This is a genomic window from Pseudomonas sp. St316, from assembly GCF_018325905.1.
Taxonomy (GTDB): domain Bacteria; phylum Pseudomonadota; class Gammaproteobacteria; order Pseudomonadales; family Pseudomonadaceae; genus Aquipseudomonas.
This window is the reverse complement of the sequence record NZ_AP021901.1, coordinates 2,217,276-2,236,159: the sequence shown is the minus strand read 5'-3', so window position 1 is coordinate 2,236,159 and position 18,884 is coordinate 2,217,276. Positions and strand designations below refer to the sequence as shown.

General features: G+C 64.6%; 2 protein-coding genes (1 of these 2 only partly in view). Both read right to left on the bottom strand.

All coding sequences use genetic code 11. The annotated features are described in order from the left end of the window. A protein-coding gene (locus KI237_RS10150) for a non-ribosomal peptide synthase/polyketide synthase (protein ID WP_212799700.1) crosses the window boundary here: on the bottom strand, window positions 1–6,267 show its start. It extends 7,422 nt beyond the left edge of the window; the window shows 6,267 of its 13,689 coding nt (coding positions 1–6,267); its start codon is at window positions 6,265–6,267; its stop codon lies off the left edge, out of view. Continuing rightward, window positions 6,267–18,884: a non-ribosomal peptide synthase/polyketide synthase gene (locus tag KI237_RS10145; RefSeq protein WP_212799699.1), complete on the bottom strand. Its 12,618-nt coding sequence runs from the start codon at window positions 18,882–18,884 to the stop codon at window positions 6,267–6,269. The genes KI237_RS10150 and KI237_RS10145 overlap by 1 nt, the downstream gene beginning before the upstream one ends.

Below are 18,884 nucleotides of genomic sequence, written 5' to 3'. Positions count from 1 at the left end.
CCAGATAGCGGCCAGTGCCTGTTCGAGGGCGGTATTGGGCGCGATGTAAGCCTTGGGGCTGACGCTGATATTGGCTTTGGGCAGCGCCTTGCGCTCCAGTTTGCCGTTGGGGCTGACGGGCAGCTGTTCCAGCCACACCCAGTGTTGCGGCACCATGTAGTCGGGCAAGGACTGGCTCAAGTGGCCCTTGAGGCGGCCTTGCAACGCCTGGCGAATCGCGTCATCGGCGTTCAGCCGTTCAGCGCCTGCCGGCACCACGTAGGCCACCAGCAAGGTGCCGTCCTGAGCGACGACGACGGTTTCGCGCACCTCATCATGCTCAGCCAGGCGCGCCTCGATTTCACCCAGTTCGATGCGCAGGCCACGGATTTTCACCTGATGGTCCATCCGCCCGGCGTATTCGATCACGCCATCGCTGCGGTAGCGCGCCAGGTCACCGGTGCGATACAGCCGCTGGCCGTGGCCGAAGGGGCCGGTCACGAAGCGTTCGGCCGTCAGCGCTGCGCGCCGATGGTAACCACGCGCCAAGCCTTCCCCCGCCAGGTACAACTCGCCAATCACCCCCACCGGCACCGGCGCCAGTTCATCATCGAAAATGTAGGTGCCCAGGTTGGCAATCGGCTGACCAATCGGCACGCTGTCGCGACCTTCCTCGACACAGGTCCAGTGGGTCACGTCAATGGCCGCCTCGGTCGGGCCGTAGAGGTTGTAGAGGCTGGCGTTCGGCAGTTTGGCGAACACCTGCTGCTGGGCATCCACCGGCAGGGCTTCACCGCTGCAGACGATGCGCGTCAGGCTGGTACATTCGGCCACCCGTGGGTCTTGCACGAATGCCTGCAACATCGACGGCACGAAGTGCAGCGTGGTGATGCGCTGCGCGGTGATCAACTCGATCAGCTGTGTCGGGTCACGATGAGCGCCCGGCGCGGCCACCACCAGGGTCGCACCGGTCAGCAGCGGCCAGAAGAATTCCCACACCGACACGTCGAAACTCAAAGGGGTTTTTTGCAGCACGCTGTCCGTGGCATCGAGCCGATAGGCCTGCTGCATCCAGCACAACCGGTTGACCAGGGCCGAATGGCGATTGCCGGCACCCTTGGGCTTGCCGGTGGAACCGGAGGTGTAGATCACATACGCGAGGTTTTCAGCGTGGACCTCGACGTCCGGATTGCTCTCGCGGCCCGTGTGCAGCCCAGCGTCCGGCAGGTCCAGCGCCAGGCTGCGCAGCCCGTCCGGGATCGGCAACTGCGCCAACAGATGCTGCTGGGTCAGCAGCAAACCGATGCCACTGTCGTCAAACATATAGGCCAGGCGATCCTGTGGATATTCAGGGTCCAGCGGCACATAGGCACCGCCGGCCTTGAGAATCGCCAACAGCCCCAGGACCATTTCCACCGAACGTTCCACGGCGATGCCCACCAGCACATCCGGGCCCACGCCATGCTCGATCAGTGTGTGAGCCAAGCGATTGGCCCGGGCGTTGAGCTCGGCGTAGCTCAGGCGTTGTTCGCCGAACACCAGCGCCGGAGCGTCCGGGGTCCTGCGCACCTGATCTTCGATCAGCCCCTGGACACTGCGATCGAGCGGGTAGGAGACCGCCGTCGCATTCCAGTCGACGAGCAGGTGCCGCCGCTCGTCATCGCCCAGTAACGTCCACTGCGCAACGGGACGATGCAGATCCTGCACCATGCCTTGCAGCAGGTTAAGCCAATGCTGGCCCATGCGCGCGAGGGTGGCTGGCTCGAACAGGTCCGTGGCGTAGATCAGCGCGGCGTGCAGGCCTTCTGGGCTGTCGGTGGTCTCCAGGCTCAGGTCGAACTGCGCGGTGCGCTGCTCCCAGCCAAGGGGTTCGACCGCCAGGCCCGGCAAGGCGCTTTCAAAGGCCGAGGCGGTTTCGTTGCGATGGTTGAACATGGCCTGGAACAGCGGGCTGTGGCTCAAGTTACGCTGCGGCTGCAAGGCATCGACCAATTGCTCGAACGGCAGGTCTTGATGCATCTGCGCCGCCATGGCCGTCTGCTTGAGCTGTTGCAGCAAACCGGCGCCCGTCAGATCGCCGTGGAACTCAGCGCGCAGCACCTGGGTATTGACGAAAAAGCCGATCAACCGCTCGGTTTCCAGGCGCTGGCGGTTGGCAATCGGCACGCCGACGCGGATGTCGGCTTGACCGCTGTAGCGGTGTAACAAGGCTTGGAAGGAGCCCAGCAGCAGCACAAACAGCGTGACGTTTTCCCGTCGAGCCAAGGCCTTGAGGGCATCACTCAGCGCGCGATCCAGCACAATCGGCAAACGCGCGCCGCGCAGGCTCTGCTGCGCCGGGCGCGGATGGTCCGTGGGCAGTTCCAGCAGCGGCTGTTCACCGCCCAGTTGCCCGGTCCAGTAGGCCAGTTGGCGCTCCCGTTCACCGGCCGCCATCCATTGGCGCTGCCAGACCGCATAGTCAGCGTATTGCACCGCCAGCGCGGGCAGCAGCGCGGGCTGCCCCAGCGTGAAGGCTGAATACAGGCTCATCAGGTCGTCGACCATCACCTGCAACGACCAGGCGTCGGACACGATGTGATGCAGGGCCAGGACCAGAATGTGCTCCTGCTCGCCCAATTCCAGCAACACCACGCGCAGCAGCGCATCGTTCAAGAGGTCGAACGGGGCTTGCATCTGCTGTTCGATGAAGGCCTGGACCCTGGCCTCATCCTCGCCGGCCAGGCGTCGTTCAACGAAGTCGACCTGCCCTTGCGCACGGATCACCTGGCAGGTGCCGCCATCGCTCTCCACGAACCGGGTGCGCAAGCTTTCGTGACGCGCTACCAGTGCTTCAAAACTGCGGCGCAGGGCGATTTTGTCCAGTGCGCCGCGCAGCCGCAGCGCGGTGGGAATGTTGTAGGCGGCGCTGTCGGGGTCCATTTTCCACAGGAACCACTGGCGCTCCTGGGCAAACGACAACGGCAGCGGCTGGTCACGGGGCACCGACACCATCGCCAATGGTTGTTCAGCTTGGCCGAGGTCGAAGGCACTGACGAAATCGCGCAACGTGCCGTGTTCGAACAGGCTACGCAGTGGCACCTCAATCCCCAACGTCCGACGGATTCGCGAGACCACCTGGGTGACCAACAGCGAGTGCCCGCCCAATTCGAAAAAGTTGTCCTCCAGCCCTACCCGCTCGAGCTTGAGCACTTCCTGCCAAATCGCTGCCACCTGTTGCTCATGCTGACTGCGCGGCGCCACGTAGGTCTGTTGCAGATCGCCGGCATCAGGGGCTGGCAGCGCCTTGCGATCGACCTTGCCGTTGGGTGTCAATGGCAGTTGCGCCAAGAACAGCAAATGCGCCGGGACCATGTACTCGGGCAATTGCGCCTTGAGCGCTGCTTTGAGCGAAGCGCGTAACAAAGACTCGTCCGCTACTTCACCGCTCGCGGGCACCACGTAACCCACCAGTTGCGCACCGGTCGGGCCTTCATGGGCCACCACCACGGTTTCACGCACGCTGTCCCGGGCCAGCAGCGCCGCTTCGATTTCCCCCAGCTCGATGCGCAAGCCGCGGATCTTGACCTGATGGTCGATGCGACCGAGGTACTCGACCACGCCTTCGGCCCGATAGCGGGTCAGGTCGCCGGTGCGGTACAGCCGCTCGCCGGTGGTGGAAAACGGGTCCGGCACAAAGCGTTCGGCGGTCAGGGCCGGGCGTTGGAAGTAACCGCGCGCCAGGCCATCGCCACCGATCAGCAGCTCACCCGGCGCGCCGGGCGGGTTGAGCGTCAGGTCGCTGCCGACGACGTACAACGCGGTGTTGTCCAGGGGCTTGCCCAGGTAGGGACGGCTGCTTTCCAGGCTCAATGGATGCAGCGCCGACCAGATCGTGGTTTCGGTCGGACCGTAAAGATTCCAGACCTTCGGCGACAGCGCCAGTAGCCGTTGCGCCAACTCCAGGGGCAACGCCTCGCCGCCACACAGGAAAGTGCGCCCAGACAACAGCGCAGCGTGCTCATGATCCAACAGCATGCGCCAGCTCGACGGGGTGGCTTGCAGCACGGTCACGTCGTGACGCTCGATCAGCGCCAGCACTGCTTGCGGATCCTGGTGGACGTTCTGGCCGGTCAGCACGATGCTGGCGCCAGCCGACAGAGGCCCGTAGATCTCCAGGCCAAAAATATCGAAGGAAAACGTCGTCAGCGACAGCATGCGATCACTGGCCGCCAGGCCCGGTTGGGCAATCATGCTGGTGACGAAATTGCTCAGCGCGCCATGGCGCACCATCACGCCCTTGGGTCTGCCGGTGGAACCGGAGGTGTAGATCACGTAGGCCAGGTGTTCGGCGCTCAACGCCACCACCGGACAGGTGCGCGGTGCGTCTTGCAACGCGGCGTCGGGCTGGTCCAGCAACAGGGTTTGCAGGGTTGCCGGAATCGGTAATACCGCCTGCAAACGGGCCTGGGTCAGCAGCAGTTCGATGCCGCTGTCCTCAATCATGTAGGCCAGGCGATCCTCGGGGTACGCCGGGTCCAGCGGCACGTAGGCGCCGCCGGACTTGAGGATCGCCAGCAGGCCGACAATCATCTCGACGCTGCGCTCCACGGCGATGCCCACGCTCTGGTCGGGCGTCACGCCCAAGGCCAGCAAACGGTGGGCGAGCTGGTTGGCCCGCGCGTCCAGTTGCCCGTAGGTCAGGGCCTGCCCATCGATGGTCAGCGCCAATGCATCGGGGGCAATGCGGGCCTGTTCGGCGATGCGCTGGTGCACGCACGTCGCTGGGCCATGAGCAACCTCACGGCGCCAGTCTTGCTGCGTCAGACGCTGTTGGGCGCTGTCGAGCAACGGCAACTCGCCGATCCGTTGCTGCGGCGCAGCGACGATACCTTGCAGCAGGTTCTGCCAGTGATGGGCCAGGCGTTCGATGGTCTGCGGCTCGAACAGGTCGGTGGCGTAGGTCAGCTCCGCGGCGATGCCCTGCTCGGTTTCATAAGTGCCCAGGGTCAAATCGAACTGGGCGGTGCGCCCTTCCCACACCAGGTCCTGGATGCCCAGCTGCGGCAAGTGCATCTGCCGGGCTTGGGCAGCGCCCGTGGTCTGATGGTTGAACATGACCTGGAAGATCGGACTGTGGCTGAGGCTGCGCTCCGGTTGCAGGGCCTGGATCAACTGCTCGAACGGCAAGTCCTGATGTGCCTGGGCCGCCATGGCCGATTGTTTGACCTGATCGAGCAAGCGCTCGAACGGCAGTTGCCCATCGACATGGGCGTTGAGCACCTGGGTGTTGACGAAAAAGCCGATCAAGCCCTCGGTCTCGACCCGGTTGCGGTTGGCCACCGGCACGCCGACGCGGATCTGCGGCTGGCCGCTGTAGTGGTGCAACAACGCCTGGAACGAGGCCAGCAGCACCATGAACAGGCTGGCGCCTTGGCGCTGGGCCAGTTGCTTGAGCGCTGCCCCCAGTGGCGGCGGCAGATTCAAATCCAGCCGCGCACCGCGAAAACTTTGCACGGGCGGGCGCGGATGATCGAACGGCAACTCCAGCACCGGCTGTTCGCCGCCCAGGGTCTGGACCCAATAGCCCAACTGGCGCTCACGCTCGCCGGCCTCGAGCCAGTGGCGCTGCCAGATCGCATAGTCGGCGTATTGCACAGGCAATTGCGGCAACGCCAGCGATTCGCCGGCCGTGTCGGCGGCGTAATGACGGACCAGTTCATCCACCAGCACCTGCATCGACCAGCCATCGGCAACGATGTGGTGCTGGATCAGCACCAGCACATGATCGTCCTCAGCGATTTTCAACAGCGAAACCCGCAGCAACGGCCCTTGGCGCAAATCGAACGGGCGGGCGATTTCGCGCTCGACGAACACCTTGAGGCTGTCGTCCTGGCTGGCCGGCGAACCGGCGGGCAATGCCTCGAGCGCAATACACAGAGGCATCTGCGGGTGGATGACCTGCACGGCTTGCTCACCGCGCTCAATGAACGTGGTGCGCAAGCTCTCGTGACGCTCGACCAACGCGTTGAAGCTGCGCTCCAGGGCCGGCACGTCCAACGGACCTTTGAGGCGCAAGGCACTGGGAATGTGATAAGCCGAGCTGTGCGGATCCATCTGCCATAGGAACCACTGGCGTTCCTGGGCGTAGGAAAGCGGGAGGTCTTCGAACCCGCCACGGACCTCGGGAATGGGCAAGTTGGCCGGCGAGACGCCCTCTTCGAGCATCTTCTCCAGGTACAGCCTGCGTTTGTCCAGCGGCAGAGTGATAAAGCGCTTGGCAATCCTCAAAGCAACACTCTTGTCCATCAGACTTCCTCCATTTCATCAAGCAGGGCTTGCAGCTTGTTCAGTTTCTGTTCATTGATTGGCCCGTCCCCAGTGTCCAGTTGCGCGACAAAATCCTTCAGGACGGGGTGCTGGAAAATCAGCTGTGGGGTCAGCGTCAGCCCCAGTTCGAGCGCCAGGCGCGAGACGGCATTGACCGCCAGCAGCGAATGGCCGCCCAGCTCGAAGAAGTGATCGTTCAAGCCCACGCGCTCCACCGTGAGCACCTCGGCCCAGATCGCCGCGACCTGCTGTTCAAGCGCACTGGCCGGCGCGACATAACCGGTCTGCAACAGGCCGCTCTCCACACCTGGCAGCGCCTTGCGGTCGAGCTTGCCGTTGGGCGTCAGCGGCAATTGATCGAGGAACAGCAGGTGCGCCGGGATCATGTAGTCGGGTAAATGCTCCCTGAGGCCGGCCTTGAGTTGATCGCGCAGTGCACGTTGGGCTTGGGTGGCATCCAGGGTCAGCGCTGGGGCGACCACGTAGGCCACCAATTGCTGGCCGCCCGCTGCGTCCTGAGCCAGGACCGCCACGTCCCGCACCTGGGGTTGTTGCAGCAGCCGCGCTTCGATTTCCCCCAGCTCGATACGGAAGCCGCGAATCTTCACCTGATGGTCGATGCGGCCCTGGTATTCGAGCACGCCATCGGTGCGATAACGGCTCAGGTCGCCGGTGCGGTACAGGCGTTCGCCGGATGTGGAGAACGGGTTGGGTACGTACTTCTCGGCGGTCATCGCCGCACGGCCGAGGTAGCCACGGGTGATGCCCGCGCCGCTCAGGTACAGCTCCGCGGAGACGCCTTGGGGCACGGGTTGCAGGTCGGCGTCGAGCAGGTAGCTGGCGGTGTGCTTGAGCGGCCGGCCGATGTTCGCCGTGCCGCCGGCGGTGCGGCGGGTCCAGGTGGAATAGGTGGTGTCTTCCGAAGGGCCGTAGAGGTCGTAGACATGCTCAACCCCACCCCCCACCTGTGGGAGCGAGCTTGTGGGAGCAAAGCTTGCTCGCGATGGCTGTGGGTCAGTCGCATAGGGGCCAGCTGACAGGACGCTGTCGCGAGCAAGCTTTGCTCCCACAGGTCCTGCTCCCACTGGTTTTGTTTCTACTGGTCCTGCTTGCACAGGCCCACTCCCCCAGGTGGGGTGTTGGTACAGGGCATCTACCAGACTCTGCTTCAACGGTTCGCCCGCCAGGTTGATGATGCGCACACTGGCGGGGATCTCACCGCTGCGTAGCAACGCGGCAATCGCCGAGGGCACGGTGTTGATCAGGCGCACCTGGTCGCGAGCCGGTAAGTGCGGCAACTCCAGGGCGTTGCGGGCGATGATCAGCGAACCACCGTTGGCCAGGGTCACGAACAGTTCCCACACCGACAGATCGAAACACACCGACGTCGAGGCCAACACACCCTGGATGTCGTCGCGGCTGTAGACGGACTTGGACCAGTCGATCAGCGCCAGCACGTTGCGATGGGCAATCGCAACGCCCTTGGGCTTGCCGGTGGAGCCGGAGGTGTAGATCACGTAGGCGAGGTTGTCCGGGCTGACCTGGGTGTGCGGTGCGCTCAGTGGGTAGTGCGTCAAGTCGAGCTGATCGAGCCTCAACACAACGGTCTCGGCCGGAACGCTCAGCGTCGCCGCCACCGCTTGCTCAGTCAGCAACACCCGCGCACGGCTGTCGTCGAGCATGTAGGCCACCCGCTCGGCCGGGTAGTCCGGGTCCAGCGGCACGTAGGCGCCACCGGCCTTGAGCACCGCCAGCAAGGCGATCAGCAACTGCTCGGAGCGAGGCATTGCCACGCCTACTCGCACTTCCGGCCCCACACCCAGCTCGATGAGCTTATGGGCGAGGCGATTGGCGCGAGCGTCAAGTTCGTTGTAGCTCAGTTGGGTGTTGGCGAAAGTCACCGCCAGGGCCTCTGGCGTGGCTTGAACCTGACGCGCAATCATCTGGTGAATGCACAGCGCTTGCTCGAACGGTGCGTCAACCGGGTTCCAGTCATGGGTCAGGCGCTGATGCTCATCGAACTCAAGCATCGACAGCTCACTGAGGCAGCGCTCGCCGTCGGCGGTCATCTGTCCTAGCAGTTGAACCAGATGCGCCGCCAGGCGCGCCACGCTGGCGGGCGCAAAACTGGCTCGCTGGTAGCTCATGTGCACTGACAGCTGCCGATCCAGGCTCACCAACAGCGTCAACGGGTAGTGGGTCTGCTCCTGGGTGGCCACCGGGCCGAAGCGCAGGCCGTCCGGCGCGCCCTGTTCCAGGGCCTGGGCAATCGGGTAGTTCTCGAACACCAGCAGGCTGTCGAACAGCGCTTCACCGCCCTGCCCGGCCCAGCGCTGGATATCCAGCAACGCAGTGTGCTCGAACTCCCGCAGCGCCAGGTTCAGCCCTTGCACCGCTTGCAACCAACTGTCCAGGGACTGCTCGGCCCGCGGGTTGGCGATCACCGGCAAGGTGTTGATGAACAGGCCGATCTGCTGCTCGATGCCCGGCAGATCCGCCGGACGACCGGCCACGGTTGCGCCAAAAGCCACGGTGTCTTTGCCGGTGTAACGCTGCAACAGCAGGAGCCACGCGGCCTGCACCAGCGTGTTGACGGTCACTTTCGAGGCCCGGGCGAAAGCCTCCAGGCGGCGCGTCAGCGCTTCGTCCAGCACCTGCAGGTGATCGCCATAACCGGCATCGGCCTGCGCCGGCTTCGGCATGACGTCGGCCAGGTGTGTGGGGGTCTCCAGGCGCTGCAGCGCAGGCGCCCAGAACGCTTCGCTGGCGGCCGCGTCCTGGCGTTGCAGCCAGGCAATGTAATCGCGATAACGACCAACCGGACGGGCCACGCTGTCGCCCCGGTAATGCTGCAGCACTTCACCGAGCAACTGCGCGCTGCTCCAGCCGTCCATCAGGATGTGATGGTTGGTGTAGATCAAGTGATGACGATCAGTGCCGGTGCGCACCAGCACCAGGCGCATCAGCGGCGCCTGGGTCAGGTCCACGCCTTGGGCACGTTCTTCATCGGCGAGGGTTTGCAGGGCGCTATCAAGGTCGGCATGCCCGTTCCAGTCGAGCACTCGGAACGGCACCTCGACCCGGCGCTGCACGATCTGCACCGGCTGCGCCAGATCGCCCTGCCAGAAGAAGCCGCTGCGCAGGATGTCATGGGCATCGACCACCGCTTGCCAGGCTGCCCGGAAGCGTTGCGGATCGACGCCCTCGACGTCCAGGCGTAGCTGGTTGATGTAGTCGCCGCCCTGTTCGAGCAAGGTATGAAACAGCATACCCTGCTGCATCGGCGACAGCGGGTAGAGGTCGTCGATGGCCTGGGGATGTGGGACCAGTGCGTCCAGTTGTGCCTGGGTCAGCCGCGCCAGGGGGAAATCCGACGGCGTCACGCCACCGCTGTGGTGGTCGCAGCAATGGGCAATGAGCGCCGTGAGTTCTTGCACATAGTCATCGGCCAGGCGCTGGATGGTCGCGGCGTTGAACAGGTCGCCGCTGAAGGTCCAGCTCAAGTCCAACTCACCGCCGAACACTTGGCCGTCGAGGGCCAACGGGCTGCCCAGCGGGCCTTGCATGTTCACTTCTTCGCCGCCGCGCTCGGTGGTGGGCACGAACAAGGCATCCTCGACGCCATCGAAACTGCCGTCGAACTGACCGAGGTAGTTGAAGGTGAGCTGCGGTTTCGCCAAGCCTTGCAGGGTTTGACGCGCATGCTCATCGCCCAGGTGCGCCAAGGCGCCGAAGCCAATGCCCTTGTTGGGGATGGCGCGCAGTTGTTCCTTGATCTGCTTGAGCGAGGCGCCGAGATCGGCTGCCGGGGTCAGTTTCGCGGGGAACAGGCTGGTGAACCAGCCGACGGTACGGCTCAGGTCGACCTGGGCGAACAGATCTTCACGGCCGTGACCTTCGAGTTGCACCCACACACTGTCCGCGCCGGTCCAGCGCACCATTACCCGCGCCAGAGCAGTCAGCAGCAGGTCGTTGACCTGGGTGCGATAGGCCGCCGGGGCTTGCTGCAACAGTTGTCGGGTGAGGGTTTTATCCAATGCCGTGCGGATCGTCACGGCTTGGCTATGCTGCTGGCCTCCCTGGGGATTGTCACATGGCAACCCCGCCGCGGCGCCTTGCAACTGTTGCTGCCAAAAACCCAGCTCGGCCTGCAAGGGTGCGCTGGCGGCATAGTCTTGCAACGCTGCGGTCCAGGCTTTGACCGCGCTGGTCTTGGCCGGCAGTTGCACCGCCGTGCCCGCCAGGGTCTGGCGATAAGCACTTTGCAGGTCTTCGAACAGAATCCGCCAGGACACGCCGTCCACCACCAGGTGATGGACGATCAGCAGCAGCCGCTGCGTGCCGTCGGCGAGGTTCGCCAGCAGCCCACGGATCAGCGACCCGCCGTCCAGTTGCAGGCTGCGCTGGGCCTGATTACCCAGCACTTCCAGCTCGGCGAGATCGGCGACGTCGGCTTGCCACAGCAGCGTGCCGGCGGCCTGTGCCGCGATGTCGCGATAACGCGCGGTCCAGCCTTCGCCTTGCTCGATAAAGTCCAGGCGCAAACTGTCATGGTGCACGATCAGCGCGCCCAAGGCTCGTTCAAGCGCCTGGGCATCCAGCGCCTGGGTCGGCTTGAGCATCACCGACTGGTTCCAGTGATGACGGTCAGGGATCGGCTGGGCGAAGAACCACTGATGAATCGGCAGCAGCGCGGTTTCGCCAGTCACCGGTTGCTGGTCGATCACTTGCAGCGGCGCGCCGGTCTGCGCCACGGCAGCCAGGGCCTCGATGGTCTGGTGCTGGAACAGATCCTTCGGCGTGAAGTGAATGCCGACCAGCCGGGCACGACTGACCACCTGGATCGAGACGATGGAGTCACCGCCCAGTTCGAAGAAGTTATCCCGCAGGCCGACTTGCCCGAGCTTGAGCACGTCCCGCCAGATCGACGCCAGTTGCTGCTCCAGTTGGCTGCGCGGCGCCACGTAGGTGTGCTGCAAATGGCTGACGTCGGGCTTGGGCAGGTTCTTGCGGTCGAGCTTGCCGTTGGGGGTCAGCGGCAAGCGTTCAAGCAGCAGCAGATTGGCCGGGACCATGTGCGCCGGCAGGGTCGCCTTGAGCTGCTCGCGCAGGTGCTCGGCGAAATCCTTGCCCACGGGTGCATCGGCCACCACATAGGCGACCAGGCGCTTGCCGCTGCCAGCAGCGCCTTCCTGGGCCACCACCACGGCTTCGCGCACACCCTCGAGGGCTTGCAGGCTGGCCTCGACTTCACCCAGCTCGATGCGAAAGCCACGGATCTTCACTTGGTTGTCGATGCGATCGAGGTAATCGAAGGTGCCATCGGCGCGCTGGCGCACCAAGTCGCCAGTGCGGTACAGCAAACCGCCGTCAGCGCTGAACGGATCCGTGACAAAACGCTCGGCCGTCAGGCCCGGACGGTTCAGGTAACCCCGGGCCAGCCCAGTGCCGCCCAGGTACAGCTCGCCAGCCAAGCCTTGGGGCAGCAGGTTCAGGTCAGCATCCAACACGTAGGCACTGCGGTCGCCAATGCGGCTGCCGATGGGCGCGTACGCGGCGCCACACGCCACCTCGCGACCGGCCTTCCAAATCAATGGGGTGACCACGGTTTCGGTCGGGCCGTAGCCGTTGATGATGAAGTCCGGATCCAGGGCGCGCTTGACCCGGTCGAAGCTGGCGCTGGGCACCGCGTCACCGCCGAAGCAGTAGATGCGCACCTTCGGCGGGTTGCCCTCGCGCTCGGCGTGTTCGGCCAGTTGTTGCAGGTACACCGGCGGGAACGCCACCACCGTCACGCCGTGCTCGCGCATCGCGTTGTAGGTCTGTTCCGGGGTCCACAGGCTGTCATCGCGAATCAGCAGCGAGGCGCCGTGGGTCAGGCTGGTGAGCCAGCGCTCATGGGCGCCGTCGAAGGCGAAGGACATGAAATGAAATTCGCAATCGCTGCTCTGCATTTCATAACGTTCGCCGATGGCCTGGCAGTGCATCGCCAACGGACCATGGGCCACGCTCACGCCCTTGGGATTGCCGGTGGAACCGGAGGTGTAGATCACGTAGGCGAGGTTCTGCGGATCGACGGTGACCGAAGGTGCGTCCGCCGATTGCAGGCTCAGGTCCAGGCAATCGAGTTCCAGCACCTGGGCAGCGGCTTCCAGGGGAAGTTGCGCCGACACCCGGGAATCGGTGAGCAACAGGGCCAACCCCGAATCCTCGATCAGGTACGCCAGGCGTTCACGGGGGTAACTGGTGTCCAACGGCACGTAGGCAGCGCCGGCCTTGAGCACCGCCAGCAGCGCGACAATCACCCCTTCGCTGCGCGGCAGGGCCACGCCGACCCGGGTTTCCGGGCCCACGCCACGGGCAATCAGCGCGTGAGCCAGTTGGTTGGCCCGGCGGTCGATCTCGCCATAGCTGAAGCGCTGGCCGTCGAAGATCACCGCCGTGCTGTGCGGGTTTAGCGCCGCCAGATGGGCGATGCGCTGGTGTACGGCGATGTCGGTCGGGTAGGGCTGCGGGTGGTTGGCAGCCTGTTGCGCCCTGTGCTCCTCGTCATCGGCCAGGGCAATCTCGCCGAGGCGACGCTCGGCGGAGTCGGCAAACCGCTCCAGCAGGTGCAGCAGTTGCGCACTCAGGCGCTCAATGGTTGCGACGCTGAAATGCGCCTGATCGAAACTCATGTGCAGCGCCAGCGTCTCGCCCAAGGTCACGCCCAGGGTCAGCGGGTAGTGCGTCTGATCCTGGTTGGCGACTTCGCCGAACACCACACCTTGGGCGGTGCCGCGTTGCAAAGCGGCGGAGATCGGGAAGTTCTCGAACACCAGCAAGCTGTCGAACAGCGCGCCCCCGCCCTGCCCGGCCCAGCGCTGGATACTCGCCAGCGGCGTGTGCTCGAACTCGCGCAGGCTCAGGTTCTGAGCCTGCACGGCGGCCAGCCAGGCCGCGACCGTCTGGTCCGGACGCGAGCCTGCAATCACCGGCAAGGTGTTGATGAATAGGCCGACTTGTTGCTCGATGCCCACCAGCGCTGCCGGCCGCCCGGCCACGGTGGTGCCGAACGCCACACAGTCGCTGCCGGTGTAACGCTGCAACAGCAGCAGCCACGCCGCTTGCACCAGGGTGTTGACGGTGACTTTCTGCTGACGGGCGAACGCATTGAGCCGGCCGGTGCGCGACGCATCCAGCGTGTAATGCTTGAGCGCATGACCGCTTTCGCTGCGCACTTCAGCACTCGCCGCGGCGGCGTTTGCCAGCACGGTCGGCTCCTGGAGATCGGCCAGTTGCTCCAGCCAGAACGCTTCGCTGAGGGCGGCGTCCTGACGCTGCAACCACTGGATGTAATCGGCATAGCGGCTGACCGGGCGCGGCGGCTGTTGACCGGCGTAGCGCTGCAGGACTTCGCCGAGCATCTGCGCGCTGCTCCAGCCGTCCATCAGGATATGGTGGTTGGTGAAGATCAGGTGATGACGCTCATCGGTCAGCTGAATCAGCGTGACCCGCAGCAACCCGGCCTGGGTCAGGTCGAAGCCCCGTGCCAAGTCTGCGGCAATGAAATCCTTGAGGGCCTGGGCGGCGTCATGGCGTGCGCGCCAATCGAGCACGGTGTAGGGCAGCGCCAGACGACGGTGGATGATCTGCAATTGCTCGTGCAACTCGCCCTGCCAGAGGAAACCGCTGCGCAGGATCTCATGGGCGTCCACGGTTGCCTGCCACGCCGCGCGGAAACGCTCGGGGTCCAGGCCATCGACATCCACGCACAACTGGTTGATGTAGGTGCCGGTGCCCTGCTCGTACAAGGTGTGAAACAACATGCCCTGCTGCATCGGTGACAGGGGATAGATGTCTTCGATAGCGGCCGCCGGCACGGCGATCGCGTCCAACTGCGCCTGGGTGATGCGCGCCAGCGGGAAGTCCGACGGCGTGGCGCCCATGGCATCGGCCGAGCAGCAATGGCCGATCAGCGCTTGCAGTTCGCGGGCATAGTCATCGGCCAGACGGGCGATGGTCGCCTCGTTGAATTGCTGATCGCTGAACGTCCAGCGCAAGTCGAGCTCGCCGTCGTAGACCTGGCCCTCGACGCCCAGCCAGTTGTCCAGCGGCGCATCAAGGCTCTGCTCCAGCCCAGCGCTTTCGCCCGCAGGGCTGAACAGCGCCCCTTCCCGGGCATCGAAACTGCCGTCGAACTGGCCGAGGTAGTTGAAGGTGATGCACGGCAATGGCAAGGCCTTGAGACGGGCCTGTGAAGTGTCGTCGCCGAGGTAGCGCAACACACCGAAACCGATGCCCTTGTTCGGGATCGCCCGCAGTTGTTCCTTGATCTGCTTGATCGCGGCCCCCACGCCATCGGCCGGGGTCAGCCGCACCGGGAATAGGCTGGTGAACCAGCCGACCGTGCGGGTCAGATCGACGTCGCTGAACAACTCTTCGCGGCCATGGCCTTCCAGTTGGATCAGGGTGTCGGCATGCCCGGTCCAGCGGCAGATCACCCGCGCCAGGGCGGTCAGCAGCAAGTCGTTGACCTGGGTGCGATACGCCGCGGGCGCCTGTTGCAGCAGTTGCTGGGTGAGGGTTTTGTCGAGACGGCTGTGCAGCACTTTGGCGTAACGGCTTTGCCGGCTGCCTTGGGGGTTATCCCAGGGCAGATCGACCACGGCGCCTTGCAGTTGCTGCTGCCAGAACGTCAATTCGGCTTGCACGCTTTCGCTGCTGGCGTAGGCCTGCAGATGTTCGCCCCAGGCCTTGTAGGCGCTGGTCTTGGCCGGCAACTTGAGGGCGCCGCCGGCACACGCCTGTTGATAGGCCCGTTGCAGATCTTCCAACAGGATGCGCCACGACACACCGTCCACGGCCAGGTGGTGCACGGCCAATAGCAGACGCTGGCTGCCATCAGCGACAGTTGCCAGCACCGCCCGCAGCAGCGGGCCATTTTGCAGATCCAGGCTGCGCTGTGCCTTGGCACAGAGGTCTTCCAGCTCGGTGGTGCTCAGATTATCTGCCGTCCACAGCAGCTCAGGCTCGACCGCGACCGGCGCCACCTCGGCACGCCAGCCCGCCGGGGTTTCGACGAAGCGTGAACGCAAGGCATCGTGATGCGCCAGCAGTGCGTTGAGGGCCTGTAGCAGCGCCGGTGCCTGCAACGGCAGATGACTGCGCAACAGGACAGCCTGGTTCCAGTGGTGACGCTGGGCAATGGCGTCCTCGAAAAACACCTGTTGGATGGGCAGCAACGGCAGCTCACCAATGACCGCTCCCTGATCAATGACCAGCCCACTGCCGCCCTGCTGCGCGACGCTCGCCAGGCCTTGCACGGTTTGATGCTGGAACAGGTCACGGGGGGTGAAATGGATCCCCGCCTGCCGCGAGCGGCTGACCACCTGGATCGAGATGATCGAGTCGCCGCCCAGTTCGAAAAAGTTGTCGGTCATGCCGACCTGCTCAAGCTTGAGCACGTCCTGCCAGATGGCCGCGATGCCGCGTTCCAGTTCGCTGCGGGGCGCGATAAAGGCCTGCTGCAACTGGCTGGCATCGACCGAAGGCAAGGCCTTGCGGTCAAGCTTGCCGTTGGGGCTCAGCGGCAATTGCGCAAGGAACAGCAGCTGGGTTGGCACCATGTAATCCGGCAGGCGCTCCTTGAGTTGCGCCTTGAGGGTTTCCCGCGCCGCGCCCTGTTCCTCGGCCGAGGCCGACACCAGCGCTGCGTCCTGGGGCACCACATACCCCACCAGTTGCAGGCTGCTGCCGCCCTGCACCGCCAGCACGACGGTTTCGCTGACCGCGTCCAGTTCCAGCAGGCGTGCTTCGACTTCGCCCAACTCGATGCGCAAACCACGGATCTTCACTTGATGGTCAACACGACCGACGTATTCGATCTGGCCCGAGGTGTTGAAACGCGCCAAATCGCCGGTGCGATACAGGCGCGCGCCGCTGGTGGAAAACGGATCAGGGATGAACCGTTCGGCGGTCAACGCCGGGCGCTGGAAGTAACCGCGCGCCAGCAACTCGCCGCCAATCAGCAGCTCGCCAATCACCCCCACCGGAGTGGATTCAAGGTGTGCATCGAGCAGATAGGTGTGGCGGCCTGGAAGCGGCTGACCAATGGGCAAGGTCAGCGGCAGTGGCCGGCGATTGAAGACGTAATCGCTGCAATCAAGGGTGGTGGCGGTGACTGTAGCTTCGGTCGGGCCGTAGGTATTGAGCAGTTTGACCTGCTCCAGCCCGGCCCGGCGCCAGGCCTGCACGCCTTCGGGCGGCATCGCCTCGCCACCGCTGTGCACCTGGCGCAGCGCCGCATAGTCACGCGGGCCGGCAGCGGCAAACTCCTTGGCGATCATGTTCCAGTAGGCGGTGGTCAGGTCCATGACCGTGATGCCCTGCTCGACGATCTGGCGGTACAGGGTTTCGCTGTCCCACACCTCGTTGCCACGCAGCAGCACCGAGGCGCCGCAGGTCAGCGGACCAAACAGCTGCTCGCCAAAGGCATCGAAGTTGAACGTGGCGAATTGCAGCACGCAATCGGCACTGCTCAAACCGTAATAGTGCTGCGAGGCGAACGCATGCTTGCTCAGCGCGCCGTGGCTGATGCCGACGCCTTTCGGCCGCCCGGTCGAGCCGGAGGTGAACATCACGTAGGCCAGGCTGTCGGCCCACACCTGGCGTTGCAGATTGCCGGGCTCAGCGTTCTCCCAGGGCTCGGCCTGATCCAGGCACAGGCAACGTACGCCATCGGGCACGGGCAGGCGTTCAAGCCAATGGCTTTGGCTCAGGAGCAAACGGCTGGCGCTGTCTTCGATCATGAACCGCAGGCGATCAGCCGGGTACTGGGGGTCCAGCGGCACGTACGCACCGCCGGCCTTGAGTACGGCAAGAATGGCGACCACCAGCTCCAGGCTCCGGTCGACAGCAATGCCCACCAGCACGTCAGGACCGACACCCGCCGCCACCAACGTGCGCGCCAGACGATTGGATCGGGCGTTGAGCTGGCCGTAGGTCAATCGTTGTCCGTCGCAGATCAAGGCAATGGCGTCCGGGCTGCGCTCAGCTTGCGCCTCGAACAGTTCATGCACCGGGCGCCCGCTCGGCCAGGTCGTGTCGTGGCGCGCCCACTCGGTGACCAACTGCCGATATTCGGCCGGCGCCAACAACGCCAGTTCACCGACACGCTGCTGCGGGTCGTTGACGATGTTGCGCAACAACAGCGTCCAGTGCCGGGCCATGCGTTCGATGGTATCGGGGTTGAACAGGTCACTGGCGTAGGTGAACGCCGCGTGCAAGTGCCCACCCTTTTCGTAGGTGTCCAGGCTCAAGTCGAACTGGGTACTGCGCGACTCCCACTCGATGACGCCCAACTCCAGGCCGCTGCCGACTTTCAGCGTGGTGACGTCGGCCACTTCCGGCTGGTGGTTGTACATCACCTGGAACAACGGGTTGTAGCTCAGGCTGCGCTCAAGTTTCAGCGCCTCGACCAGCCGTTCGAAGGGCAGATCCTGGTGGGCCTGGGCACCGAGGGCAGTTTCCTTGATGTCCCGCAGCAGGTCGCCGAGGCGGGCCTGGCCGTCCAGTTGCACCCGCAACACCTGGGTGTTGACGAAGAAACCAATCAGCCCTTCGATTTCCCGGCGGTTGCGGTTGGCGATCGGCACGCCGACCCGCAGGTCGTCTTGTCCGGTGTAACGGTGCAGCAGGATATTGAAAGTCCCCAGCAGCAGCATGAACAAGGTCACCCCGTGCTGCCGGGCAACACCGCGCAGTTGCTCGACCAGCGCGGCGTCCACCACATGCTCCAGGCGACGACCGCGATAGCTCGGCAGCACCGGGCGTGGATAGTCGATAGGCAGCTCCAACACCGGGTGCTCGTCACCCAGCTGTGCTTGCCAGTAGTCGAGTTGACGCTGCAGCTCACCGGCCTCCAACCAGCGCCGCTGCCACAGGGCATAGTCGCTGTACTGGATCGGCAAATCGGCCAGCTGCGGGGCAACGCCCGCTTCATGGGCGTCGTAGAAACGGATGAATTCGTCGATCAGCACGTTCATCGACCAACCATCGGAGACGATGTGGTGCAAGGTCAGCAGCAGCACATGCTCCTGGTCATCGAGCTTGAGCAGTTCAACCCGCAGCAAGGGGCCGCTGGACAGGTCGAAGGGCCGCAGCGATTGTTCCTCGGCGGCCCGGCGCACCGCCTGCTCGCGCTCGGCAGCCGGCAAGTGGCTAAAGTCGGTTTTGCCGATCTCCAGGGGGGCTCGGGTCGGCACCTGTACCAGGCTGTCGTCGGCCTGGCGCTGGAACACCGTACGCAGGGTTTCATGGCGCGCGACCAGATCGGCGAAAGCCTGTTCCAACGCTGGCAGGCTCAATGACCCCTTGAGCCGCACTGCTCCCGGCAGGTTGTAGGCGCCGCTGTCGGGCTCCAGTTGCCAGAGGAACCACATGCGCTGCTGGGCATAGGACAAGGCCTGGCGATCCTCGGCCTCGACGCCCTGAGGGATGGGAAAACCGCTGAACTCCACGCCCTCCTTGTCCAATGCGGCCAGGAACATCCGGCGCTTTTGCAGGGGCAACCCGATAAACCGGCGAGCAAGTTTCAAGGCGTCTTCAGCATTCAT